Annotated in this window: 27 protein-coding genes; 14 read left to right on the plus strand and 13 right to left on the minus strand. The window is 63.8% G+C overall.

Going from position 1 to position 25,153, the window contains the following annotated elements:
• Positions 1-82: 82 nt before the first annotated feature.
• From ACEWFR_RS15555 to ACEWFR_RS15570, 4 genes are all read right to left on the minus strand, one after another.
• Entirely contained in the window at positions 83-277 is a 195-nt protein-coding gene (locus ACEWFR_RS15555) for a hypothetical protein (RefSeq protein ID WP_374061917.1), read from the minus strand.
• Between the two features lie 91 nt (positions 278-368).
• Complete coding sequence (locus ACEWFR_RS15560) at positions 369-1,139, minus strand: hypothetical protein (RefSeq protein WP_374061918.1); 771 nt, start codon at positions 1,137-1,139, stop codon at positions 369-371.
• A gap of 150 nt (positions 1,140-1,289) precedes the next feature.
• Positions 1,290-2,132: an aldo/keto reductase gene (locus ACEWFR_RS15565; protein ID WP_374061919.1), complete on the minus strand. Its 843-nt coding sequence runs from the start codon at positions 2,130-2,132 to the stop codon at positions 1,290-1,292.
• Between the two features lie 140 nt (positions 2,133-2,272).
• On the minus strand, positions 2,273-3,697 hold the full coding sequence (locus ACEWFR_RS15570; protein WP_374061920.1) for an amidase: 1,425 nt from the start codon (positions 3,695-3,697) through the stop codon (positions 2,273-2,275).
• Positions 3,698-3,915: 218 nt separating this feature from the next.
• On the opposite strand from ACEWFR_RS15570, the gene ACEWFR_RS15575 reads away from it, so the two are divergent.
• Positions 3,916-5,763, plus strand: a complete 1,848-nt coding sequence (locus ACEWFR_RS15575; protein ID WP_374061921.1) for a PKD domain-containing protein — start codon at positions 3,916-3,918, stop codon at positions 5,761-5,763.
• A 184-nt stretch (positions 5,764-5,947) separates the two neighbouring features.
• Here the strand turns inward: ACEWFR_RS15575 and ACEWFR_RS15580 are convergent, their stop codons facing one another.
• Both ACEWFR_RS15580 and ACEWFR_RS15585 read right to left on the minus strand, forming a co-directional pair.
• Positions 5,948-6,691, minus strand: coding sequence for a proteasome assembly chaperone family protein (locus tag ACEWFR_RS15580; RefSeq protein ID WP_374061922.1), 744 nt, complete (start codon positions 6,689-6,691; stop codon positions 5,948-5,950).
• 88 nt (positions 6,692-6,779) lie between these two features.
• Positions 6,780-6,995, minus strand: coding sequence for a hypothetical protein (locus ACEWFR_RS15585; protein WP_374061923.1), 216 nt, complete (start codon positions 6,993-6,995; stop codon positions 6,780-6,782).
• 157 nt (positions 6,996-7,152) lie between these two features.
• Here ACEWFR_RS15585 and ACEWFR_RS15590 point away from each other — a divergent pair, with 157 nt between their 5' ends.
• Together ACEWFR_RS15590 and ACEWFR_RS15595 are read left to right on the plus strand one after the other, a co-directional pair.
• A complete protein-coding gene (locus ACEWFR_RS15590; protein ID WP_374061924.1) occupies positions 7,153-8,064 on the plus strand; it encodes an RsmB/NOP family class I SAM-dependent RNA methyltransferase in 912 nt (303 codons plus the stop codon).
• Between the two features lie 26 nt (positions 8,065-8,090).
• Positions 8,091-8,705 (plus strand): hypothetical protein, encoded by a 615-nt coding sequence (locus tag ACEWFR_RS15595; protein ID WP_374061941.1) that lies wholly within the window; start codon positions 8,091-8,093, stop codon positions 8,703-8,705.
• Positions 8,706-8,892: 187 nt separating this feature from the next.
• Here the strand turns inward: ACEWFR_RS15595 and ACEWFR_RS15600 are convergent, their stop codons facing one another.
• Positions 8,893-9,237: a cupin domain-containing protein gene (locus ACEWFR_RS15600; protein WP_098727023.1), complete on the minus strand. Its 345-nt coding sequence runs from the start codon at positions 9,235-9,237 to the stop codon at positions 8,893-8,895.
• Positions 9,238-9,377: 140 nt separating this feature from the next.
• Between ACEWFR_RS15600 and ACEWFR_RS15605 the strand changes: the two genes are divergently transcribed.
• From ACEWFR_RS15605 to ACEWFR_RS15615, 3 genes are all read left to right on the plus strand, one after another.
• Positions 9,378-10,229: a triphosphoribosyl-dephospho-CoA synthase gene (locus ACEWFR_RS15605; RefSeq protein WP_374061925.1), complete on the plus strand. Its 852-nt coding sequence runs from the start codon at positions 9,378-9,380 to the stop codon at positions 10,227-10,229.
• Entirely contained in the window at positions 10,226-10,879 is a 654-nt protein-coding gene (locus ACEWFR_RS15610) for a DUF447 domain-containing protein (protein WP_374061926.1), read from the plus strand. Before ACEWFR_RS15605 ends, ACEWFR_RS15610 begins: the two co-directional genes overlap by 4 nt.
• A gap of 83 nt (positions 10,880-10,962) precedes the next feature.
• Positions 10,963-11,154 (plus strand): 30S ribosomal protein S17e, encoded by a 192-nt coding sequence (locus tag ACEWFR_RS15615; protein WP_006432730.1) that lies wholly within the window; start codon positions 10,963-10,965, stop codon positions 11,152-11,154.
• A gap of 211 nt (positions 11,155-11,365) precedes the next feature.
• Here the strand turns inward: ACEWFR_RS15615 and ACEWFR_RS15620 are convergent, their stop codons facing one another.
• On the minus strand, positions 11,366-11,632 hold the full coding sequence (locus tag ACEWFR_RS15620; protein ID WP_374061927.1) for a hypothetical protein: 267 nt from the start codon (positions 11,630-11,632) through the stop codon (positions 11,366-11,368).
• Positions 11,633-11,872: 240 nt separating this feature from the next.
• Between ACEWFR_RS15620 and asd the strand changes: the two genes are divergently transcribed.
• From asd to ACEWFR_RS15635, 3 genes are all read left to right on the plus strand, one after another.
• Entirely contained in the window at positions 11,873-12,907 is a 1,035-nt protein-coding gene (gene asd, locus ACEWFR_RS15625; protein ID WP_374061928.1) for an aspartate-semialdehyde dehydrogenase, read from the plus strand.
• Between the two features lie 127 nt (positions 12,908-13,034).
• Entirely contained in the window at positions 13,035-13,679 is a 645-nt protein-coding gene (locus tag ACEWFR_RS15630) for a helix-turn-helix domain-containing protein (protein ID WP_374061929.1), read from the plus strand.
• Between the two features lie 53 nt (positions 13,680-13,732).
• Positions 13,733-14,041, plus strand: coding sequence for a HalOD1 output domain-containing protein (locus ACEWFR_RS15635; protein ID WP_374061930.1), 309 nt, complete (start codon positions 13,733-13,735; stop codon positions 14,039-14,041).
• Positions 14,042-14,123: 82 nt separating this feature from the next.
• On the opposite strand, the gene ACEWFR_RS15640 is transcribed toward ACEWFR_RS15635, so the two are convergent.
• Positions 14,124-14,555, minus strand: coding sequence for a universal stress protein (locus tag ACEWFR_RS15640; RefSeq protein WP_374061931.1), 432 nt, complete (start codon positions 14,553-14,555; stop codon positions 14,124-14,126).
• Between the two features lie 155 nt (positions 14,556-14,710).
• Entirely contained in the window at positions 14,711-15,685 is a 975-nt protein-coding gene (locus ACEWFR_RS15645) for a D-2-hydroxyacid dehydrogenase (RefSeq protein WP_374061932.1), read from the minus strand.
• Between the two features lie 213 nt (positions 15,686-15,898).
• Here ACEWFR_RS15645 and ACEWFR_RS15650 point away from each other — a divergent pair, with 213 nt between their 5' ends.
• The 3 genes from ACEWFR_RS15650 (at position 15,899) to ACEWFR_RS15660 (ending at position 18,635) form a co-directional block, all read left to right on the plus strand.
• Positions 15,899-16,027, plus strand: a complete 129-nt coding sequence (locus ACEWFR_RS15650) for a hypothetical protein (protein WP_374061933.1) — start codon at positions 15,899-15,901, stop codon at positions 16,025-16,027.
• 148 nt (positions 16,028-16,175) lie between these two features.
• Entirely contained in the window at positions 16,176-17,567 is a 1,392-nt protein-coding gene (locus ACEWFR_RS15655; protein ID WP_374061934.1) for an NAD(P)/FAD-dependent oxidoreductase, read from the plus strand.
• 159 nt (positions 17,568-17,726) lie between these two features.
• Positions 17,727-18,635, plus strand: coding sequence for a heme-copper oxidase subunit III (locus ACEWFR_RS15660; RefSeq protein WP_374061935.1), 909 nt, complete (start codon positions 17,727-17,729; stop codon positions 18,633-18,635).
• Positions 18,636-18,681: 46 nt separating this feature from the next.
• On the opposite strand, the gene ACEWFR_RS15665 is transcribed toward ACEWFR_RS15660, so the two are convergent.
• Positions 18,682-18,864 carry a hypothetical protein gene (locus tag ACEWFR_RS15665; RefSeq protein ID WP_374061936.1) on the minus strand — a complete coding sequence of 61 codons (183 nt, stop codon included), beginning with the start codon at positions 18,862-18,864 and terminating at the stop codon, positions 18,682-18,684.
• Positions 18,865-19,127: 263 nt separating this feature from the next.
• Between ACEWFR_RS15665 and ACEWFR_RS15670 the strand changes: the two genes are divergently transcribed.
• A complete protein-coding gene (locus ACEWFR_RS15670) occupies positions 19,128-19,970 on the plus strand; it encodes a manganese catalase family protein (protein WP_374061942.1) in 843 nt (280 codons plus the stop codon).
• Positions 19,971-20,072: 102 nt separating this feature from the next.
• On the opposite strand, the gene ACEWFR_RS15675 is transcribed toward ACEWFR_RS15670, so the two are convergent.
• A complete protein-coding gene (locus ACEWFR_RS15675; protein WP_374061937.1) occupies positions 20,073-20,693 on the minus strand; it encodes a hypothetical protein in 621 nt (206 codons plus the stop codon).
• Entirely contained in the window at positions 20,690-22,978 is a 2,289-nt protein-coding gene (locus tag ACEWFR_RS15680; protein WP_374061938.1) for a DUF6789 family protein, read from the minus strand. The genes ACEWFR_RS15675 and ACEWFR_RS15680 overlap by 4 nt, the downstream gene beginning before the upstream one ends.
• A gap of 218 nt (positions 22,979-23,196) precedes the next feature.
• On the opposite strand from ACEWFR_RS15680, the gene coxB reads away from it, so the two are divergent.
• The gene (gene coxB, locus ACEWFR_RS15685) at positions 23,197-23,970 is read left to right on the plus strand and encodes a cytochrome c oxidase subunit II (RefSeq protein WP_374061939.1); all 774 of its coding nucleotides are present in this window, start codon (positions 23,197-23,199) and stop codon (positions 23,968-23,970) included.
• The last annotated feature ends 1,183 nt before the right edge of the window (positions 23,971-25,153 follow it).

The following is a 25,153-nucleotide window of genomic DNA, read 5'->3' on the forward strand; positions in this document are numbered from 1 at the left end:
TCGCTCGAAAGAGTGGCAATACGAGCCGTCTCTCCCGCAATCGACGAAATCGTTCGTCTCGGGTAATTCTCCCTGTCCGTTGCTACCGGCCCGCTGTACGGTACTCGCCGTGTTTGATCCCGAGTCCCAGCATGATGAGTCCAAAGACGATCATCGACGGTGCGACCATCATCAGTACGGTGTCCATCCCCATCATTGGCGCGGCGATTAGGCTAATGACGCCGATTGCGATGACGGCGATAAACGCGGCAGCGGTCGTGGGAAGATCGAACTCCATGTGCTGTGGTTGGGAGTCCGATGACTAATGGTATCGGGAATCGGCAGTCCGTTCACGAAGATTGAACGGTGAATGAGAGACGGCGACCGAACTACTGCGACGGACGAACCAGATTCGCCAGTGCCACGACGGTCCCGAGGAACCAGCCCAGCGGGAACGAGATCCCGACCCACATCGCGGCGTAGGCCGGCCCCTCGAGCGTGTAATTGTCGCGCAGATAGTCACTCAGACCGCCGACGAACAGCACGTTGTCGAGCGCCCAGACGGCGAAGTCGTAGCTCGGGTCGAGGACGTAGGGATGCAGCGACGGTGTGACGAGCGCGGCGACGACGGGCGGGAGGAACAGCGCCGTCATCGCGAACGGGTACGCGAGGACGGCCGTCGTGCCGCGGCCGCCGACCTTCGAGAACGTCGCGGCGAGTGCGGTCGAAACCGTCGCGACGCCACTCGCCGCTGCGACCGCGAGGACCGCCTCGAGTGGGATCTCGACCTGATCCATGTACGACATCGCACCCCAGGCGATCGTCAGCAGCCCCCAGCCGAGCAGCGCGACGCCGGTGACGCCGACGATGCCCAGTCTGGTCCTGGTCGAGTCGAGTTTCGCCGCGTAGAAGCGGGTTCCGAGACCGAGTACAGTTAGCGGATAGAGGAAGAGCAAGCCGATGACCCCGAGCACGCTCCAGCCGTGATAGCCGATCTTCTGCGGGAGGGACTCGGGCTTCCACTTACCCATGACGGAGTGGCCGCGGCCGCGTTGCCTAGGGAAAACAATCTCCATCCAGGCCCCGTGTAACCGCCGAACGTCGGCCTTGATCGCGCCGACGAGCCCACCGCCGCCAGCGCGTTGTGAGCGGGTAGACATACGCGAGCCAAAAAGCCGGTGAACCGTAAACTTTCCTGCTTTTTCTTTCCGAGTGATATGTCGCTGATAACCGCGCTGTGAGACCGTACAGCGGCTATCGACAGTGAGCAGGGTGATTCAAATGAACGCCGCGCGGACCAGTGTCGTCGATCAGTTCCAGGGGGCGAAGTCGGGATCGACCTGGCGGCTCGTCTCGTCGATCGCGTCGATCGTGTTGATATCCTCTCGATCGAGTTCCACGGTCAGCGACTCCCAGTTGTCGCCAATGTGGTCCGCACCGGTTGCTTTCGGAATCGCCGTGACCCCCTTCTCGCGCGCCCAGGCGAGGCTGACCTGCGCCTCGCTGGCATCGTGTTTCGCGGCCACCTCCTGAATCTCGGCCTGGTTGAAGACTCGCCCGCGTGCCAGCGGCGAGTAGCCGACGACCTCGATATCGTAGTTCTCACAGGCCTCGCGGATCTGCTTCTGGGGGAGCAGCGGGTGGAGTTCGACCTGGTTTGCGAAGATCGGCGCGTCGCAGACGTCCACGGCCACCTCGAGATCGGAGGGGAGGAAGTTACTGACCCCGACGTTCTCGATCAGGCCCTCGTCGTACAGTTCGGAGAGGCCCGACAGGGTCTCCTCGGGGTCGTACGTTCCCGACGGCCAGTGGACGTACAGCAGGTCGAGCGAGTCGACGCCCAGCCGATCGAGGCTGTCTCGAGCCGTCTCGAGGACGTCGTCGTACGCGAGGTTCGAGTGCCAGAGCTTGGTCGCGAGGAAGACGTCCTCGCGGTCGATGTCCGCGGCCGCGATACCGTCGCCGACGGCTTCCTCGTTGCCGTAGGCCTGGGCAGTGTCGATGTGTCGGTAATCCGTCTCGAGGGCCGTCCGCACGCTCTCGGCGCACTGGTCGGCATCGTCGTTCTGCCAGGTACCGAGACCCAACATCGGCATGCCGCTGGCGGTCGGACACGTACCCGGAGCGATCGCTTCGGCGTCTTCAGTTCCCATGGTCGAACGATGGAGGAGAACGCGAAAATGGGTTTGGGTTGCGGACAGCGGTTCGCCGTGCGACAGCGGGTGTGACGGAGTGTTGATGTGTGCCTCGAGAACATTGCTCGTATATCGTCGGCTGGGCAGTCTCTCTCGAGTTACTCGTAGAGATGATCCCAGGGTCGCTCGCGCTCGAGCGCCGCGCTCGCCGCGAGGACATCGTCGTCGGCGAACCGGCCACCGACGAGTTGCACGCCGACGGGGTGGCCGCGGTCGGTCAGGCCGGCAGGCGCGGACGCGACGGGGTGGCCGGTCCAGTTGAACGGCCAGGTCAGCGGCCACTCCCAGGCCTCCGCGCCGAGGTCGGCGTGGAGCCCGAGATCGGCCCGCGACAGCGTCGGCGCCACGAGCAGGTCGTACTCCGCGAGCACGTCCTGGACGGCGTCGTAGACGCCGGTCCGGACGATCCCGGAGCGAGCGACGTCCGCGGGACCGTGCTCGTCGGCGACGTGGAGCATCGCCAGCAGGCTATCGGAGACCTCGTCGGAACGGTCCCGAAAGCCGACGCCGTGGGCTTCCTCGACGATCGTCGCGCTCTCGAGGACGGAGGTCGTGTACGCCGGCATCGCGGCCTCGCTCAACTTGGCCATCGAGTAGCCGTGATCGACCGAGATTTCCTCGACCGTCGCGCCGGCGTCGGCGAGCGCGGAGACCGTCTCGTCGACGACTGCGCGCACCTCGTCGGCGACCGGGAAGACATCGAGATCGGGGCTGTACGCGATCCGGTAGTCGTCGATTGGGCGCTCGAGGGCACCCTGATAGTCGATCTCGACTGGCACGCTGTTGGGGTCGGCCGGGTGCGGCCCGTCCATCACCGACAGCAACAGGGCAGCGTCTTCGACCGTGCGAGTCATCGGCCCCTTCGTCGTGTGCTGGAGTTCCCGGCCGAATGCGCTCGGTCTCCCGTCGTCCGGAACCAGTCCGAACGTTGGCTTGAACCCATAGACCCCGCAGGCCGCGGCCGGAATGCGAAGCGAGCCGCCCGCGTCGCTGCCCGTCGCGATCGGCGTCATCCCGGCCGAAACCGCCGCCGCCGAGCCCCCCGAGGAACCGCCCGCGTTCAGGTCGGTGTCGATCGGCGACGCAGTCGCGCCGATCACCTCGTTGTCGGTCGTCCCCTTGTGACCCAGCTCCGGCGTGTTCGTCTTCCCGATCACGATCGCACCGGCGGCCTCAAGGCGCTCGACGATTGCCGCGGTCCGATCCGCGACGTGGTCCGCGAAGAGCGCCGACCCATAGGTGTGGCGGATCCCTTCCTTCTCCGCGCCGAGGTCTTTCAGCGCCAGCGGGACGCCGTGGAGCGCTCCGACGTTCTCGTCGTCTTCGAGCGTCCGGTCGGCTTCCGCCGCGGCCTCGAGCGCCTCGTCTGCACAGACCGTGACGAAGGCGTTGATTTCGTCGTCGCGCTCGTCGATTCGCTCGAGATGGGCCTCGACGGCCTCGGTCGCCGTTACGTCCCCGTTTCGGATTCGGTCGGCGAGCTCCATCGCGGAGAGCCGTGTGAGATCCGTTTCGCGTGACATACCGCTAGGACCATCCGGTGTCGTGATATACGTTAGCTTGACTTTCGGGATGTTGGGGCGTGAATCGTAGCTTTGCCGTGGGATCAAAAGGTCGGGCATGGAACGAGCGATTCTGATCCGAGCAGCGTGAGAGAATCTGAACACTCACCCGGTCGTCAGCTGTATCTGCTACGAGAACGGTCAATAGAATTATATCACAATCGTAGTATTTCTAGTTCGTGACGGCAGACACAGCAATCACCGACGAAGACGCTTCTACCGAAACGACGCAGGTCGCTCGACGGTCGGCACTCAGAGTGTTAAGCGGTGCCGTCGCCAGCACAACTCTGTTCGGTGCATCCGGCGCGGCTGCGTCTGCCCCCGAACCGGAAGTGCGGTTCGAGAACCAGAAATCGGACGGGACATCACTCACAGTCACCTCCGCCGCGACGGACGTGGATGCGTTCGTGGTCATCGGACGGGACAATTTTGCGGATGTCGTCGGCGAGCCGTCGACGCGGCTCAACCTCGATGCCGGCGATGTCGTCGAGAATGTGGAACTCGAACCGGACGACGGGCCGCTCTCGGAGGGGAATCACCAACTGACGGCTCGGTTACTGGAGTCCAACGGCGGCACGCTCGACACCGACGACGCGACGGTACAGGTCGGGGACGCTCCGGAGGTGACGCCGGGGTTCGACACGCGACTTGTTGACGCCGATCCCGATGCCGGGTTCACCTATCCGTACTACCTGTACGCGCCGGACCGCGTGGAATCGGACCCTGACACACCGCTGTTGGTGGAGCCGAACAATACAGGGACAGCGACCGACGACTTCGATCAGCACTTGGAGCGCGCTCGCGACCGCGCAGAGGGTGGTGCCGGGACGCTTGCCAGCCGCCTCGGCGCGCCGCTGCTGGTCCCGGTGTTTCCCCGGCCCCGGACGGAACCTGTCGACGGGACGCACTACGTCCACCAACTCGACGAGACGACGATGGGAATCGACTCCGGTCCGCTTGAGCGGGTCGACCTGCAACTCCTCCGGATGGGTGAGCACGCCAGAGAGAAACTCGCGGCCGAGGACTACCCGGTTGATGACGGGATCATGCTCAACGGCTTCTCGGCGTCAGGCAACTTCGCTGACCGGTTCACTGTGCTCCACCCAGACGAGGTTGTCTCGGTAACAGCTGGGGGACTGAACGGGATGGCGATCCTTCCGGTCGCGGAGCGAGACGGCCGCGAACTCCCATACCACGTCGGTGTTGCGGATGTCGAGGAACTCACGGGGGAACCGTTCAACCCCGACGAACTCGACGAGGTGAACCAATTCCTCTATATGGGGGCAGACGACGACAACGACACTATCCCGTATGACGACGCTTGGACCGACGACGAACTGCGCGAACTGGCCCTCGACATCTACGGCGACGACATGATCGCTGAGCGGTTCCCGACCTGTCAGGAGACGTACCGCGAAGCCGGCATCGATGCTACGTTCCGTGTGTACGAGGACACCGGACATACGCCGCGTCCCGCGATGGACGACATCGTCGAATTCCATCAACGAAGCATCACGGGAGACGATGTCTCCGAGATGGGGGAAACGATCGTTCCAACCGTCACGTTCGAGGTCGATTCCGCCGAGGATGGCACTGTCGAGTTCGACGCCAGTCAGAGCGACGGCGGCGTCAGCGACATAAGTAGGTTTCTCTGGGCATTCGGTGATGGCGCGACGGCAGTCGGTGAGACCGTGACGCACGAATTCGAGGAAACTGGGGAGTACAGCATCACGCTTACCACCATCCTCGAGAGTGGAACCGAGTACGACGGCACGGAAGTCCTCTCGGTTGACCAGGAGGGGAACATAGCTGTCCTTGACCACGAGACTGACGGCGCTGTGGGCGATGGAGAAGCCAGTAATTCCAATGGCACCGATGACGAGACCGACGATAACGCCAACGATGTCTCGGGTACTGACGACGATGGAGACATCGGCGAGAGCGTTCCCGGATTCGGAATTGGTGGCACACTCACGGGTATTGGTGGCGCAGTATACCTGCTGAAGCGGCGTCTGACCGACAACTAGATAGAATCCTCAGGAGACACTGAGGCCCAAAATCGCTTACGTCCGGGTGCTGACTGTACGTTCTCTATCTTGCAGGCGATTACTGCCAGGAATCAGCCATATACCGATCTACACCGGTATGTGAGTCGCCTATACCGAGCACAAGTTTCGCAGCAGACGCTGTCTGTACAACCCGCCTTCCCAACTACTGGTACATTCGCAACGGCTGGGCCTGCGAACTCTCGTCCTGGCCGATCGCCTGCATCTGCTGGGCCAACTGCTCCCGTTTCGCCCGAATCTCTTCGGCGCGGTCGACGAGTTCCGTCACGTCGATCTTGAGGCCGGTGACCGGCGCGATACCGTCCTCGAGCAGGACGCTCGCGGCTTCGGGGTCGGGGAACTGCGGGCTGCACTCGACGACGAGGCCGAGACTACCGTAGTCTTCCTGTGCGGCGCGGTTGATGAGCGCCCCCGTCGGCCCGGTGATGACGCCGTCTTCCGACGGAATCGCGATGTCGGCCGCCTCGAGTCGCTCGCCGCCGTTGCCGGTCGCGATCCCGTAGAGGCCGGGCTCCTCCTCGTCGCGTTCAGCGGGGAGCCCGCTCAGGTAGATCGGCGTGGCCCCCTGCTCGACGATCCAGCCGGTCAGGCAGTCGGCGACGCTTTCGACCGCCTGCGAGGCGATCGGCGCGTCGCTCTGGAGGGCGATGAGGTTGTGGTCTTCGCTGACGTAGAGCCGCACCGGGGGGCGCGCGGTTCGGTCACCGCTCCGATAGACGCCGATCCGGGGCAACCCCTCGCAGTGGACACTCGCGTAGTAGCGCATTTCGAGTTCCTCGACGAGGTGATCGGTCGCGATTTTCCCGACGAGACCGACGCCCGGAAACCCCTCGACCAGCGTCGGCTCCTCGAGTTCCGGTTCCGGTCCCTGCACGCGGATTTCAGCCATACTCGGACCGACGGCTATCAGCGGCATAAAATCGAGGGCGGCACGACGGTGCGAACGACCGGGTGTCGTCGCCGACGGCTCGCCGCCCTCACTCGGGGAGGGATGCCCCCTCTCGAGCCGAGACGACAGCGACGAGCGCGTCGGCGATCGCGCTCTTCCGGTGACCGACCTGGAGGTGGCGATAGACGTGGTCCGGGCTCTCGCCGGTCAGCTGACAGAGCGGGCACTCGATCGAACGGTCCCGCGACTCCAGGGTAGCCTGCGTTCGCGCCGATTCGTCGTCGCTCGGTGAACCCGTTGACATACGAACGCACGTCTCTCACCCTCGCTGAAAGCGGTTTCTAGGAGGGCTATTGAGAGATCCGATGGGATAGGCAGCTGTATACAGTCGCGACCGCAACGATGGTCCGCTTCCCTCGCCTTCGAAACCCACAAGCGCTCCGCACTCGAATCCGCGCTTGATGGAGCCACTCGAGCGGTATCGACCGATCATCGACGACTTCGACGCCTTTCTGGCGGCCTGCGAGCGGCCACTCGGTAACGCCGTCCGCGTCAATACGATCAAAGCCTCCGTCGAGCGGACGCTTGCGGCCCTCGCCGAGGAAGGCATAGCCTACGAGCAGGCCGACTGGAACCCGCGCGTCCTGAACCTCGAGACCGACTCGCCGGGTTCGACGTGGACCTCCTTTCACGGCTTTACGCACGGCCAGGAGGAGGTCTCGGCGGTGCCGCCGGTCGTCCTCGCTCCCAAGCCTGGCGAGCGGGTCTGGGACTGCTGTGCCGCTCCCGGCGGGAAGGCCACCCAGATCGCGGCCCTGATGGACGATCGGGGAACGGTCGTCGCGAACGACAACAACCTCGGGCGCATCTCCGCGCTGCGATTCAACGCCGAACGGCTCGGCGCGACCAGCCTCGCGGTGACCAACGTCGACGCGCGCAACTACTCGCTGTCCCGCTTCGACTTCGACGAGTTCGATCGAACGCTCGTCGACGCGCCCTGTTCCTGCGAGGGGACGATCCGGAAGAACCCCGACGCGCTCGACAACTGGTCTGAGGGGCACATCTCCTCCGTCGCGGGCATCCAGAAGGGGATCATCCGCCGAGCGATCCAGGCCACCCGCGAGGGGGGGACCGTCGTCTACTCGACGTGTACCTTCGCGCCCGAGGAGAACGAAACCGTCGTCCAGCACGCCCTCGAGACCGAGTCCTGTCGGGTCGTCGACTTCGACCTCGGCCTCGAGCACTCGCCGGGACTGACCGAGTGGGACGGCGAGGCGTTCGACTCGAGTCTCGCGAACGCGGCCCGGATCTATCCACACCAGAACGACACGGGCGGCTTCTTCGTCGCGAAACTCGAGGTGACCGCCGAATGAGCGACGAACGAGACGGCGACGGTACCGTGCCGGAGACGAACGACGGTCAGCGGTTCGACCGACTGCCCACCACCGAAGCGGAGCGAACCGTCGAGGGTCGGGCCACGCGCGAAGAGGTGGTCACTCTCTTCGCCGATCGGTTCGGGATCCCGCCCGAGACGTTCGACGACTACACCTTCTGGGAGAAGGGCGCGGGCAAGATCTGGATCTACGCCGGCGGCGCGCCGACACCGATCGAAATCGAGGCAATCGGGATGACCTGCCTGCGGACCCGACAGGAACACTGGAAGCCCACGACGGACTTCGTCCAGCGCTTCGGCCAACACGCGACCGAGTGCGTGATCGAACTCGAACGCGAGCAGGCCCGCCGATTCGCGACCGGTGAGGACCAGGAACTTGAGTGGGACGGCGACTGGGGCTATCTCATCGCCGCCCACGAGGTCGGGGTCGGGTCGGAGGGCAGATCATCGCGAGACGGTGAAAGCGAGGCGCGCAGCGCCTCGAACAGTTCGAGCGGGCGAAGCCCGCGAGAAGAGGCCGTCGAGCGCGAAGCGCTCGAACCCCTCGGCGTCGGCCTCTACGTCCACGGCGAACTGCGCTCGATGGTGCCGAAGGGCCGACAGCGCGACCTCGAGTCCTGACGGTCGTCGGCACGCCGGATTCCGTCGTGGAAGCCTGCCGAGGGAACACTGGCAAGAACTCTACTCGCGCGTCGAGAAACCGGACGAGGTCGAAGCCGCGAAAAACGCCCCTCGTCCCGATCGGTAAACGCTTAGAACCAGTCTTTTGGACAGCAATCGTGGCAGTACAGCGGACAGCGACGGCACCTCACAGCGGCGCGCCGACCAGCACGAGCTTCGCGCGCTCGTCGCCGCCGTTGTGGATCTGCCGGGTCTCCTCGGGGTCCAGTCGAATCGCCTCGTCCGTCTCGAGCGTCACCGTCTCGTCCGCGTCTGGAAGCTCGATGTCGACCGTCCCGGCGACCACGTAGTACACCTCTTCCTGTCCGGAGTCGGCCTCGGCGTGTTCCATCCCCTTGCCACCGGGCTCGAGCTCGAGCACGGAGATTCCGAGTTCGTCAGTCGCGAGCGCGTCCTTGAGGAACCACATGCCGCCCCACTCCTCGTCGATGACTGAGTCCGGATCGGTCTTGGCTGCAGTATCGTAGCCCATACTCCATGGTTTACGGTTCGACCCTTAAAGCAGTGGGACGGCGAACCCGCCCACCCGACGGCCACTCGAGACCGGCCGACGGCCGCCACCCGATCGCCACAACCCCCATCCCTAAGCCGTCCCGGGACGCATCGAGACGTATGCGATCGCCGGCACAGAACGCGGAACTGGCGCTGCTCCTCGAGGTGGCGGGGACGCCCAAACCGGGCAACGTCGACCGCCACCGCGACCTCGCGGAGCTGCGGTTCGAACACTTCCTCGCCGGAGCGGTGGGGGCCCGCGAGGGGCTCGAGTTAGCGGCCGACGGCGCGGCGGTCGGGCCGGCGTTCGAGCGGGCCGTCGAGGAGATGGCCGCCCAGAAGGGCGGAAACACGCAGTTCGGGGCGCTCCTGTTGCTCGTCCCGCTCGTGCGGGCCGCCCGCGACGACCTCTCCCAGCCCGTCGCCGAGGCCGTCGTTCGGGAGACAACCGTCGGCGACGCGGCGTCGTTCTACCGCGCGTTCGATCACGTCGACGTGGGCGTCGACGAGCCGCCCGCGGACATGACGGCCCTCGACGTCCGTCGGGGCGCGGACGCGATTCCGGCCCTCGAGGAGCGTGGACTGACGTTATTCGACATCATGGAGCGAAGCGTCCCGGGGGACGACGTCGCTCGTGAGTGGGTCCGAGGATTCGACCGCTCGTTCGGGGCCGCCGAACGGCTCGCCGAGGCGGACGGCACAGTCTCGGAGCGGACCGCGGCGGTCTTCCTCTCACTGCTCGCCGAGCGGCCCGACACCCTCGTCGCGACGCGCCATAACGAGGCGACCGCCCGGGAGGTGACCGACCGCGCCACGGAACTGGTCGCGGACGACGCCCTCGAGACGGATCGCGACACCGTCGAGGCCTTCGCCGACGACCTCGTCGATCGCGGGATCAACCCGGGGACGACGGCGGACGTCACCGCGGCAGGGTTGTTCGTCGCGCTCGAGCACGAGGCGATCGAGCTATGACCGACGATCGGACGATGCGTGAGAGCCGAGCGGTGGACGACGATAGCGCCGATGGGACGGCCGAAAGCGAATGCGACGAATCCGCGCCGGCGGAGTGGCCTGTCACCCTCTCGGGCGTCACCGAGTCGGTCGTGACCACGCTTGGACCCAACGGTCTGTGGAACGCCGCCGCGCTCGGCCTTCGCGCCGGCGATCCCGTCACCGCACGGACCTGGGGGAATACTCGTACTCGCCGGAACTTCCACCGACGGGGCGAGGCCTACGTGCAGTTCGTTGACGACCCCGTCGACTTCGCCGACGCCGCCCTCTCGATCGTCGAACGCGAGGAGCCGATCCTCGAGTCCGCGAGCGCGTGGTCGCGCGTGAGCGTCGAGCGCGTCGAGTCCGGAACCGACGGCGGCACCGACTGGGAGACGTGGACGCTCACCCCACTCGAGTCGAAGACCGTGAGCCAACGGGTCCCGACGATCGACCGCGGATTCGGAGCCGTCATCGAGGCGACCGTCGCCGCCTCGCGGCTCTCGGTTGCGGACTTCGACGAAACTGAACTCCGCGATCAGCTCGCGTACTGCGCCTCCGTCGTCGATCGGGCCGGGGGACCGCGCGAGCGCGAGGCGCTCGAGCGAGTGCGGGAGCACTCGAAGTGGTAGCCTCGAAGCGAGGAGTGACTCGATCGATATTCCGGAGCGGCGAAGAGAAAGGGATTAAGAGCCTCTGGACGGAACCACTCCACATGGCAATCAAACCGGCCTACGTCAAGAAGACCGGGACCCTCCTCCTGGAGCGGTATCCGGAGGCGTTCACGACCGATTTCGAGCAGAACAAAGAGAGCGTCACGAAACTTACGAACGTCGAGTCCAAGGGCGTCCGCAACCGCATCGCGGGCTACGTGACTCGAAAGAAAGGCGCGGAAGTCCCCGCCTAAGTCGGTATTTTCACTGCGAACAGTCGTTACGTCGACCGACAGCGAGCCGCGGGACCCGGTCGGATCGCTCGAGCGCCATCGATCGGCAGTATGCGCCACACCGTTACTGGACAGTTCGCGCGTAGCGTCAGCGTTTCGACTCACTGACAGTCGAAATCGTAATGAAGCGTCAGCAATCGAGAATCAGTCGTAACGCGACCGAAAAATCGAGTTATTTGTCGAGGCCGGGTTCCATGTAGAACGCGGCGACGAGCGCCACGAGGGCGACGCCGAGCCCGAACACGAGCCCGACGGCACCCGTCAAAATGGAGAGCTGGTAGCCGATCCCCGGCAACACGCCGTCGATAAACCCGAGATAGCCAAAGGCGAGGGCCAACAGTGCCGCGACGGCCGCGAGGGCCGCCGCACCCATGCTGAACCGCGTCTCGAGCAGTCCCCGATCGCTCGTACTCGTGGTCGAACTCGTCATCGGGACCACCTCTGGCTGGCGGCCTCGAGTCGATCCTGTCGGTAGTGCATCGGTCGCTAGGAGCCGCTCCCGTTTCTTAATATCTTCTATCCGACCGTCGCGATCCGCTGTCTCGCGATGGCAGAGCTCTCGGATCGGATGCGTTTCCCAGAGCACTGTTCGAATCCCCTCCGGTCGGTGCCTCCGTCGATTGACACGCGCTACCGAAAACCCAAACGGTTTTGCGGACACGACTCGGAGTGGCGGAAAATGGCAGTACGAGTAGGCGTACTCGGTGCGACCGGCGCCGTCGGACAGCGACTCATCCAGCTTCTCGACCCCCACCCGGAGTTCGAGATCGCAGCGCTGACCGCGAGCGACGCCAGCGCCGGCAAGACGTATCGACAGGCCGCGAAGTGGCGCGTCGACAGCCCCATCCCGGCGGATGTCGCCGATTCGACCGTCACGGCGACCGACCCCGACGAGGTTCCCGACGATATCGACCTCCTGTTCTCGTCGCTCCCCTCGAGCGTCGGCGCAGCGGTCGAGCCCGGATTCTGTGACGCGGGCTACGTCGTCTCCTCGAACTCCTCGAACGGACGGATGGACGACGACATTCCCCTCGTGATTCCGGAGGTCAACGCCGAACACCTCGACTTGCTCGAGGTCCAGCGCGACGAGCGCGGCTGGGACGGCGCGATGGTCAAGAATCCGAACTGCTCGACGATCACCTTCGTCCCCACACTCGCGGCCCTGACCGAGTTCGGACTCGAGAAGGTCCATGTCTCGACGCTGCAGGCCGTTTCCGGCGCGGGCTACGACGGCGTCTCCTCGATGGAGATCATCGACAACGCCATCCCCTACATCGGCGGCGAGGAGGACAAACTCGAGACGGAGTCCCGAAAGCTGCTCGGCGACTTCGACGGCGCGTCGCTCAGCCACAACGACATGGCGGTCTCGGCGTCGTGTAATCGCATCCCGACGATCGACGGCCACCTCGAGAACGTCTGGGTCGAGACCGAAGACGATCTCACCCCCGAGGCGGCGGCCGAGGCCATGCGGGAGTACCCCTCGCTCGACCTGCGCTCCTCGCCTGACCCGCTCATCCACGTCTTCGAGGAGCCGGATCGACCGCAGCCGCGGATGGACCGCACGCTCGGCGACGGGATGGCCATCGCCGCGGGCGGTCTGCAGGAGTCGCCGTTTGGCCTCCAGTACAACTGTCTCGCACACAATACGATCCGCGGTGCCGCCGGCGCGAGCGTCCTCAACGGCGAACTGTTGCTCGAGAACGGCTACATCTAGTCGTTCGACCGGTTTCTTCCCCACGTAGCGGCTCGAGGCGGGCCGTGCTGTGCACGCGTTGTGCGGACCGGCCCGATCACTGTGACAGTATAACAGTCGTGCGTCCCGTAGGAACCGACGATTATCTATGGTCCTCATCGTCGAGTTCGAGATCGAGACGCCGATCCTCCGACGAGTGTCCGACGCCGTCTCGAGAATCGACGTCGAGGAGATTTTTTACTCGGCGGCGGGCGAGACGAAGCTCATCTTCTGGACCGACGGCGAGGACCTCGAGGGCGTCGACGACGCGCTGGGCGACGACGAGACCGTCTCCGAGTTCACCCTCCTCGAGGCGACGGGCGACCGCCGTCTCTACAGCGGCACGCTGTCGGAACGGGGCGAGAAACACCTGACCTATCCGACGGCTGCCGAATACGATATCGCGTATCTGGATGTCACTGTCACGAAGGGCACGAGAATCCGCGCTCGCGTCCCGACTCGCGAGGCGCTGTTCGCCTACCGCGACGCCTGTCGCGAACGGGACATTCCGTTCCGAATCGAACGGATCTTCAGCGAATCGACGCAGTCCGGCGATCGGTACGAGATCACGGACAGACAGCGAGAAGCGCTTCTCATCGCGCTTGAGGAGGGCTACTTCGACGTGCCGCGGGAGACGACGCTCTCGGCGGTCGCCGCGAAACTGGACATCTCGGATCAGGCCCTCTCCGCTCGCCTCCGGCGGGGGCAGGCCAACCTGCTCCGAAACACGCTCCGCGAGCGTGCCCCCTCTTAAATCGTTGACCCTCCAAGGGGGATCGTTTCCCCCGTTGCACCGATAGGATGGGTATGGAAACTGAAACCCCGACCGACGAGTCGCAACCGAAAGGCGGAAACGGGACGTATCAGGCAGATCCGGATCAGTCACTTTCCGGGGCGGTCGTCGAGGCGATTGCCACGAACTCCGAACTGGACGCGCTCGAGATCGCCGACGAGTTCGGACCGCTGTACGACGTGATCGACCCGTCCGCGCTCGATTCGCTGTTCCAGCCGATGGGAACGGCCGACCGATCCGCCTGCTGCGTCACGTTCGAGTACGCCGACTATCGAGTCACGGTCGACCAGACCGGCTGGGTCGTCCTCGCCGATCGGCAATAATCGACTCGAGACGAAGACCGGCCGCCGAGAAGAAACGAAGCAGGGTGGTGTGAAGGCGGGAGACGGGGCGATATAGTAGTCGCTAGTCGTCGGTTCGCGGCAGCGCGACGACGGGAACTGACGCCCGCCTCACTAGCCGACGGGCCACATCGCCGGTGAGCAGTTCCACGAACCGGTTTCCCTTCCGAGGTTCAAAGACCACGGCGTCGACGCGTCGCTCCTCGGCCGCGTCCATGATCGTCTCGACGACGTCGGTCCCAAAGAGGATCACCGTCTCGACCGTTCCGGCCGCCCCCTCGAGCGGCCCCTGAGTGCGCTCGAAAATATCCCGAGCGTACTCCTCGCGCTGTTCGACGGAGGCCTTGTCGGGCGCACCGCCGGCCTTCTCGATTACGTTGACGACGAGCACCGTACTCGAGGGTGAGAGGTGCGGCGCGAGCGCCACAGCCGTTCGCTCCCCGTCGTCCGGATCGGCGACGGGAACCAGAACTGTTCCATCGAATGTCAGTGTCATCGTCGCTCCTCCGCTCGCGTGCGAACGGTCAGTAGTATCAGTTCCATACGTATACTTCGCAGCAGACAGCTAAAAAAGTGAGTTCGGTCGCGGGGACGGACGGATGATGACACCGTTCGAGTGGGTCGGTGACGGAACCGTTCGGCCGTCACCGATCAGGGGAGAACCTGATTCTCGAGATCGGCGTCGGCCCCGTCGTCGTCGATCCGCGTGACGTTTTCGGCGACGATATCGGCCAGCCGGTCGTAGTACTGCGGCGTGTGACCCGCGTTGTGGGGCGTGATCTGGACGTTTTCGAACGTCCAGAGCGGGTGCTCCTCGGGCAGCGGTTCGGGATCGGTCACGTCAAGCGACGCGCCGCGGATCCAGTTCGACCGCAGGGCCTCGACCAGCGCGTCCGTCTCGACGACCGGGCCGCGGGCCACGTTGACCAGCACGGCGTCGGGATCGATCGTCACGAACGCCTCGTGGTCGAGCAGACCGCGGGTCGTCTCCGTCAGCGGACAGGCGAGCACGAGGTAGTCCGTGCGCGCGAGCGCGTCGTCGAACGCCGCGCCCTCGAATCCGATCACCTCGTCGGTCGGGCCGCCCTTCTCGGGCGTGTAGCGAACGCCGATCGTCTCGACGCCGAACGGCTCGAGCCGGTCACAGACCGCCCGTCCGATCGCGCCCAATCCGACGATGGTGACCGTCGATCCCTGCAGTTCGCGCGCCCTGTAATGTCGCCACTCGCGGCGGCGCTGGCGGCGCGCGCCGACGTGGAACCGTCGGGTGAAGTGCAAAATCGACCCCAGCACGTGCTCGCCGATGTTCGGCCCGTGGACGCCCGAAGCGTTCGTCACCGCGACGCCTCGTTCCTCGAGTTTCTCGAGGGGAAGGTGGCCGGTCCCTGCGTACGCACAGGCGAAGACGGAGAGATTCTCGGCCGCGTCGAGCAGGTCCGCCTCGAGGGTCATGCCGGTGACGAACGTCGCGTCCCGGATCGCATCGCGCTCCTCGGCCGGCGTGCGCGCGAGCGCGACGGTGTGGTCCGGCAGTCGGTCGCGAATCGCGTCGGCGTACTGTTCGATCGGAATGCCGTGAGTCCCCTTCCGGAGGACGAGCACGTCCGGCGCGGCAGTATCGCTCATGTCCGTGGACTCGTCCAGTGCGATCAAAAACGTTCGTCTCGCGGCACGGTGCTCGATGTGAGAGATGGATTTCTCAGCGGTCAGGCGTGGGAAACCCGTCGTTCGGTATCGTAGCCACTGAACAAGGTCTAGGGCCCTCCAGGCCGGTCTCCGACCGCGAGCCGAGTAATCAGATCATTATGTTTAAGCGGGGGAGATGCGAAGTTGATTGCAATGCCTTCAGACGAGTTCCTCGATGGCGAAACGCTTACCGGACGGCAGGCGGCGATCATCTTCTTCGGGTTCCTCGGTTTCGTCATCCTCTCCGGAGTCCTGCTGGTGCTTCTCAGGGGCTTCTTCTAACGTCGACGAACCGATCTGACCGTTCGCGGATGCCATAATAGTAGTCATCCGAGTGATATCACTGCGGACGGACCGATTCGACAACCGGTCCACTGCGCAGACATTCGCCTCGCAGTTTTTATAATGGACCACTGAGTCTTCACGGCGTATGGAACGCGTAGACGTCGCGATCGTCGGCGGCGGCCCCGCTGGTGCGTCCGCGGCCGAGCAGGCCGCGACCCACGGTGCCGAAACGGTACTCTTCGAGCAGGGAGTGCCCCGAGAGGACCGGGATGGGCCGGGGCCGGACTCGACCGACGCCGCCGGGATGCTCGATTACTGGATCGACATCATGGAGTTCGACTACCGGGAGATTCCCGACGAGGTCATTCACCGGGAGCTCGAGGCCACGGAGTTCGTCGGCCCGAACAGCAATGTCGAGTTGCGGACGACGGGGATGGAGGCCAGCTACCCCAAATTCGGGTACACCTTCCACCGCGCGCGCATGGACGACTGGCTCTACGAGCGCGCGACCGATGCGGGTGCCGACCTTCGCGTCGGGACCGGTGTCAAGGATCTCGAGACCGATCTGCGAGCGTCCGGTCCGAAGGGACCGACCCACACGCTGACGCTCTCGAACGGCGACGAACTCGAGGCCCAGTACGTCGTCCTCGCGGACGGCCCACAGCGACGGATCACGCTCGACGCGCTCGACCAGTTCACGGCACCCGGCCGGAGCGTCTCCGATCACCTCTCGCCGCCGGACGCGAATCATATCGCGTATCAGGAGTATCGGGAGTTTCCCCCCGAACTGTTCGAAGCGTTCGAGGACCGACTCACATTCTGGTGGGGGTACATGCCCGGCGAGACCGCCTACCCGTGGGTGTTCCCGAACGACGGCACGGTCGCCCGCGTCGGCCTGACGATGCCCATCGGGATGGACCTCGCCGACGTCGAGAATCCCGGCTCCTACAAGCTCCTGCGACCGGACGACGACCGGATCCCCTCGGGTGCCGAGTACATCAGTCGCCTCCTCGAGCAGGAGTACGGCGACGAGTACGATATCGAGGAGGACATTCCGCGCGTCAAAGACCGCGGGAAGTCAAAGGGCACCGAGACGTATCCGATCTCCTCGACGCGACCAATTGAGTCGCCCGTCGGCGCGAATATCGCCGTCGCCGGCGGCGCGATGGGGACAACCTCGGCGTTCCACGAGGGTGGCTACCACGTCGCCGTCCGCACCGGCAAGATAGCCGGCCGACTCGCCGCAACGGACTCGATCGCGAACTACAACGACATCTGGAAGCGCGCGATCGGCGACGAGATCCTGCGGAACGTCGCCTTCGCGGACATCGTCGCGGACTACGGGCCCGACGACTGGGACTGGGCCTTCGACACCGTCAACGATATGCAGGGCAACGGGTCGGACAACGTCCTGATCAACAGGCGCTACACTGCCGGAATCGACGCCGCGAAGATCCTCACGGCGTACAAGCGCCAGAAGTTCAAGTACCGCGACGGTCGCTACGTCCAGCTTTCGGAAGCCGACTACTTCTACTGAGCCGGCCGGTTCCAGTGGTTCGGGATCGGGCCGGGAACGGGGACTCGACTGTCGACGAACCGATCTTGTGGGGATCCGAAATCGCGGCCGCAACTCTAACACATCCCTCATTGCTTGTACGCGGTGAGCCTTTTTCGGGGCCGACGTAGAAGCGGGGATATGGACTCTGGTGGACGCACCGATACGTCCGATGACGGCCCTCCTCGAGCCGACGGCTCCGGACATCGCGTTCCCGAGGGGCAGGCTCCCGAAGAGTACGGCGACCATCGCGGCCACGGTGACCACGACGAGCACGACCACCGGAGTCGCTGGCCGCTCGTCGCCGCTGCGGGAGCCGCCGGGCTGTACAGTGGGGTCGCGATCTCTATTCTCGGGAACGAAACTGGCCTCGTTCCGCCGCTCATCGGCATCGGCCTCGCCGTCGTCGGAGCGATCGTCTTGCTGGCCGGCATCGCGGGCTGGGTCGATCAGGCGTTTCTGGCACCGGCTCGAGACGCACAGGGAACGCTCAAATCGCGCGAGTCGTACGTCTCGACGACGCTACTCTTTCTCGTGACCGACGTCTCGACGTTCGGCGCGCTCTTTATCTACTACTTCTTCGTCAGGATCGGCTCGTGGCCACCGGAAACGCTCCCGCCGCTGCTCGGTTCCCTCGTGGTCGTCAACACAGCCATCCTGATCGCGAGCAGCGTCACCTTCCACTACGCGCACAAGGCGCTCGAGGACGACAACCGACGACGATTCATCGGGCTGCTCGGAACGACGCTCGGACTCGGCCTCGTCTTCCTCGCCGGGCAGATCTACGAGTACTACGAGTTCGTGGCTCACGAGGGATTTTCGCTCGCAAGTGGCATCTTCGGGAGCGCGTTCTTCGGACTGACCGGGCTCCACGGCCTCCACGTCACGCTGGGCGTCGGTGGCATCGCCGTGCTCTGCTGGCGGGCGCTTCGGGGTCACTACGGCCCGAATCGGGACACGTCCGTCGCGACCGTCTCGCTGTACTGGCACTTCGTCGACGCCGTCTGGATCTTCCTCGTCGTCGTCCTCTACGTCGGCGCGTCGGTGTGACGGGGCTGGTCGTCCGACTGGTTTCGCCCATCCGTTGCAGACGAGGTCACGGTATCTCGTCGTGATCGAGATCCGTCTCGAGGACCTCGAGCGTGGGAGACGCACAGTCGCAGAAATCCGTCTGGCCGAGGGGCTGGAGAGTGCCGTCGGGCCAGATCTGGACGATACCGATCTCTCCGCAGTGTTCACACGTCGCCGCCGCTCGTTGTTTGTCGTCGGTGTTACCCACCAGGGTCACCTCAGGGACCGATTTGTACCACAGCCAGCATAGAAAAACCCCCGGTGGCCGATCGAATACAAGTGACGGGACGGCCTCGGCGGATTCACTACTGTCTCACTGCCCCGTGGCCCACTGATCGACGGTAGCGGAACTGACAGCGTCCGTTCCACGGGATCTGAGTGATCTGCATCAATCAATTACCAGTCGGTAAAAGGTTCAGACGGAGCCGGAACAGTGGTTTATCCCACTGGATGTGGGCAGGAACGAGTGCGATGTTCTTCCAAGAACCGGAACTCCAGTACGAGGTCACCGTCGAAGAACCGGACCCGCACTTCGCGAAGCTCCTCCAGCAAGCGATCGGCGGCCAGGAAGGTGAGATGCGCGTCGCCATGCAGTACATGTTCCAGGCCTGGGCCCTCCCCGAGGGGTACGAGGAGTATCGAAATTTGCTGATGGAGACCGCTGCCGAGGAACTCGGCCATATCGAGATGCTCGCGTCGGCCGTCACGAAGAATCTCCGGGGGTCGTCTCAGCAGATGAGCGAGGACGCCCAGGAGACCGCGGCAACGGCCGAGGCGATGACGGGGCAGAGTCCGCGCCAGTTCCTCTCGGCGGGTGAATCGGCCATGCCCGTCGACAGTAACGGTGCCCCGTTCACCGGCAACTACATCGTCGCGTCGGGGAACCTCGCCGGCGACCTCTACGCGAACGTGATGGCCGAATCGACCGGTCGGACCCTCGCAACGCGGCTCTGGGAGTATACCGACGATCCCGGCATGAAGGACATGCTCTCCTATCTCATCGCTCGGGACACCATGCACCAAAACCAGTGGCTACAGGCCCTCGAGACGCTCGACGACCCGGTTCCAGTGCCCGCGAGCTTTCCGCAGGAACAGGAGAATCAGGAGTTCAACTACACGTTCATGTCGACCAGGCGGGAGGCACAGCCGGATCCCGAGTACCCCTGGACCCAGGGCGAAGCCCCGGACGGCAAGGGACAGTTCTCCTACGCCGCCGAACAGCCGGGCGACGGCGAAGTCATCGCACCCCAGCCCAGTCCGATGACGAACGACACGCCGAACAGGACGGACGAATCGTCCGACTCGAGCGACTAACATCGGATCGATGCGGCCTGTTTGGCGACCGCTCTGGCCACCAGCCACCCAACTCGCTGATTTCGCTCGAATTCGCCGCTCGGACGTGACTGGGCAGCGCGCTCACTCCGTCCGACCGTTCCGCATGCGCTCCTCGAAACCGGCCATCTTCCGATAGATCGGTGGCGTCAGGACGCCGAGGATTCCCACGACGATTGCGATGGCACCGATCGGGAAGAGCAACGGGGCGACCTCGAGGCAGGAGTTCAGGGACGCGATCTGGACGTAGTAGCGATCGCCCTCGTACTCGACGATCGCTCCCTCGAGCAGCGCCTCCCGGTTCGCCAGTTCGCCGGTAACCTTCCCTTCCCGAAGCGGGCTATCGATCGCCTCCTCGAGGGCCGTCCGTTCGGCCGCCGAGAGCTCCTCGGCGGGCAACGTCTCGATGGTCGCCAACGCCCCCTCGTATTCGTCGGCCGGTGTCGTCGTGAGCGTGGGTTCCCCACAGAGGCCGACGCCGTCCTGAACGACGACGTAGCCGCCGACGATTGCGAGGGGGAGCCCGATGGCGATCAGGACGACACCGAGAAAGGGCGCAGCGTACGTCAACAGCAGCGACTCGGCGGATGCGGTCGGTTCCACCGGTCCCGTCTCGTCGGTGATGGGTGGGACGTCAGTAGCGGTCGGTTCGTCGGCAGCGGGAGGTTCGTCCGAGCCGGGAGATGCGCCGTTACCGTCGCTCATTCGTGCTCGTCCTCCCCCGTCGACGGACGGCGTCGACGACCACCGAGATACGTAATCGTTCCCGCGAGTCCGAGCCCGTAGATCCAGTGAGCGAGCGGGACAAAGATGAGGAACGTCACCAGTTCGAGACCGGTCTGTCCGGTATAGAAGGCGAGCGCGAACCCGGGTGAAATGACCGTCGCATACCACAGTCCGGTGACGAGGGTGAGCTCGCCCGGCAGGTACTCGCCCAGCGAGAGGAACAACAGGGGCCAGACCGTCGTTCCGGCGATGAGAAAGAGCCCGTAGCCGAGAGCGAGATCCGCCGGCAACCCGACGAACGTCGCGAGGGTCGCGAACGACTCGAAATCGAACGCACCGAGAAGAACGGCGACGGCGAGCACGCTCGACATGAGTATCGCCCCGACGATGCCGCCGACCGCACCGGTACCGGCATCGTTCGCAACGGTCCGGGCGACCGGCTTGATACGGCCGTACAGCGACAGCGGCCGGTCGTCCTGTGTGGGCACGTAGGACGGACGCACCTCCTCCGGTTCGCTCGGCGGGACCCCGCGCTCGCGCTCGAGTCGGTCCTCGAACCACTGCCACTCGGGCGTGAACTGCTCCGTCGCCTTCAGTTCCCAGGGGTCAGCGGTTTCGATCGGTGTCCCCTGGAAATACGACCAGATCATGTTGTAGAGCCACATGAGGACGCTGATCCCGATGAGGAACGCACCGACGGTCGCGACCACCTGCAGCCCCGAGTATCCCGCCGGGTAGGTCGCGTACCGGCGGGGGAGCTCGAGGAAGCCGAGCGCCATCAGCGCCATGAACGTGAGCGCGGAGCCGACGACCAACAGCGACGACTGGAAGATCGCGAGTCGGCGATCGTACATCCGGCCGGTGAGCATCGGGTACCAGTAGTAGCTCGCGGCGAACATCATGAGGGGAATGATCCCCATGAGAATGAGATGGAAGTGGCCGACCACGTAGTAGGTGCCGTGATAGATGACGTCGACCGGGATAACCGCGAGGAAGATGCCGGTGACGCCACCGATGATGAACAGCCCGATCGAGCCGACACAGAGGATCGTCGGCGCAGCGAGTTTGACGTCGCCGTTCCACATTGTGGTGATCCAGTTGAACACCTTGATCGCGCTGGGAACGGCGATGGCGATCGATGTCGCCATGAAACTCGCCCGGACGCGTGGGTCGACGCCCGTCACAAACATATGGTGGGCCCAGACGCCAAACGAGAGGACGCCGATGGCGATCGTCGAGTAGACGATGAACTTGAATCCGAACAGCTTTCGGCCGACGAACTTTGGCAGTATGAGGCTCATCAGCCCAGTCGCCGGCAGGAAGATAATGTAGACCTCCGGGTGGCCCCAGAACCACAGCAAGTGCTGCCAGAGGATAGGACCACCCCCTTCGACCGCGAAGAACGTCGTCCCGAAATTGCGGTCGAACAGGAGCATGAGCAACGCGGTGCCAAGCAGCGGGAACGCGAAGATGATGATCGCGCTCGTGATGAGCATGTTCCAGGAGAAGATGTCGAGGTTCGCCCACCCGATCGACTCGTCGCGCTCGTAGATGATCGTCGTGATGAAGTTAATCGCGCCGATCGTGGTCGCGATGCCACTCAAGTGGAGGCCGAGCAAGAGGAAATTCGTCTGCGGGTTCGGTGCCAGCGATAAGGGCGGATACATCGTCCACCCGATCGCTGGCTCCTGAAACGCTAACAGAACCGAGATCCAATCCGTCGGGACGACGACGGCCAGAACCGCTCCCGTTACTTCGGCGACGATCCCCAACCGAGCGAGCAGCAATGAGGGCGGCAACAGCCAGAATCCGATCGCGTTGAGCCGCGGAAACGCCATATCGTCAGCTCCGATCAACAGTGGCAGAAAGTAGTTCCCGATCCCGAAAAACACCGGCGTCACGAAGAAGATCAGCATCGTCAGCCCGTGCATCGTGAACAGTTCGTTGTACGTCTGTTCGGTCCAGAGGTTCGCCTCCGGAGTCAACAGATGCGTCCGGATCATCATCGCATCGATCCCGCCCCAGATCGCCGCGACGGTGCCGAACGCGATGTAGAGCAGCCCGATCTCGCGGTGGTTCGTCGTCGTCGTCCAGCGAACGGCGGCCGCCTTCACGTCGCCGAGTCCGATGCGACGCTCACGACCCGTTGCATACCCGCCGTCCGGTGACGGCTCGACTCGTAACCGCTGTGCGACGAGGACAACTACTAGACAGCCAACGACCACAGCCCCGAACAACGAGACCTCGGCGAGTGCACGGTTCATCGTCGTCCGCCACCCCTGATGGCCCGACCGCACCGCCCATCGCCGTGCATAGCGGTGGACTCATTATCGACCCCCATAAAGATCAACTAACTATTTCGTGACTTTCTTTTATCCTCATATTTACTCGATCGTATTTCACTTGCCGAACTAGTTCGAAACCGTGAAAGTTTACTAATTCGTGAATGACGTATTTCAGGCCGGTTATTGAACCACCGCCAATGGGAAGCCGCCGTCGCACGATCGTCGCACTCGCCGTCGCGGCGCTTTCGAGTCTCCTCGCACTCACGGGAACGGCCGCTGCACAGTCGGAGAACCGAGAACTTATCGACGGCCTCGAGTACCAGCTGCTCTACGTGGCCCTGCCGCTGACGCTGTTCGTCCTCGTAATCTTGGTCTACGCGGCCGTCAAGTTTCACGACAACGACGATCCCGAACCCACCACGGAGGATCCCGCCTTAGAGATTACCTGGACCGTTGCAACGGCACTCATTCTGTTGTTCGTCGGTCTTTCCGGCTACAGCGTCCTCGTCAACCCGTACGTCTCTCCATCGCAGGCACTCGATAGCGACAACCGCAGTCAGGACGGGTTCGAGTCGTTCGCCGATCTCCCCGAGACCGGCGACGAGGAGGTGTACGTCACCGGATACCAATGGGAGTGGCAAGCGAACTATCCCGGAGCAAACGTCACGACCGAAGACGAAATCGTGATACCCGCCGACGAGAACGTAACGCTCTGGCTCACGAGCGACGACGTGATCCACTCATTGTTCGTGTCTGACCTCGGCATCAAGCAGGACGCATTCCCCGGACGCTATACTCGCGCCCGCACGATCGTTTCCGAACCCGGGCGGTACGACGCCGTCTGTGCCGAATTCTGCGGTGCCGGCCACTCGCGGATGGACACCGACGTCGTCGTCGTCGAACCGGAAACGTACGATCGGTGGCTCGAGACGAACGAGGGTACCGTCACTACAGCACCGGAACCCGGATGATTGCTTGCAATCCCAGTCGATACTCGAGGCGATCTGTATACTGAAGCACCCCTCTGGCTTCTAACTATCGCGGCCACTGCGCACCCGATCACACGACGGGAGCGCAGTTCTGAGCGAGTGCGGTTCGGAGCGAACACAGTGAGCGAGAACCGCAGAAATGCGAACGGTGAGCGAAGCGAGCCGTGAGCAAACACAGTGAGTGAGCATCGCGGGCTGTTCGATCTCGGTTCTGTTGGTATTCTATCCACGACGCGCTGGGACTCGAGTCTGCAAGAGTTAAACGGGCCGCGTTCCTAGGGGAGATGCGTGCCTTTAGTCCCCGTCCGAGCAGACCCATTCGGGTGCGATGACAGTACGGCGAACCCGGGCACGCGACAATAGTATTCCGGAGAACTCCCACGAGTTCTCCCGCCCGGCACGAGGGTTAGCCAGCCGACGCGGCACGCCGCCACGGGATGAGGCTGGACGTTAGTGTTCCGGGCGCACATCAACTGCGTAGACGGATCGCTTTCGTTCGTCAACACCACGGCTTCCCCAGCCATTATTGGTTACCCGGTCCTCTCCGATACCAATCGATACGAGGGACAGTTCTAACACACAAGTAGCTACGTTGGACTCTGGTCGTCGCGTTCGGTTAATAGTTCGCTGTAAAGAAACGACTCAGTAGGGTTACTGACGGTTATATCGGGATCTTCAACCGCTCGTGCACGTTCTACTGTCAGCCGTATCTTATCAAATTGTTCACTCACGATGATATTACCACTTCGGCGGTCGTAGTTCACTAACCTTTGCTCAACCAATCGCGGAAGATGATTGTGAACTAATAACAGTGCCACCGTGTTCGCCGCGTCTTCAGAAACTGTCTCGATCGGAATATCCTGTTTCCACCCAGCGACCTGGAGTGATACTCCGTCGACGTTTTCGTACTCACTATCCAGTAAGTAATACAGAACGTATCGACGATATGAGTCGGATAGAAGCTCGCAAAGTGCGTCGAAATCCGCATCGTCTACCCCTGTATCCATGTCTCGGCCTTTTGGATGCTACTACATGAGTTCCGTTCGAAAAATACTTCGTGTTGTTGGATACCGATTCGGCGGCTTTCGTATAGTATGCCAACCGATGGCGTGTATAACTGCAGAAAACCCCACAGCGTTACCGCCGAAGCGGTGACTCTGTGGGA

It is taken from the genome of Natrinema sp. H-ect4 (assembly GCF_041894845.1).
Classification (GTDB): domain Archaea; phylum Halobacteriota; class Halobacteria; order Halobacteriales; family Natrialbaceae; genus Natrinema.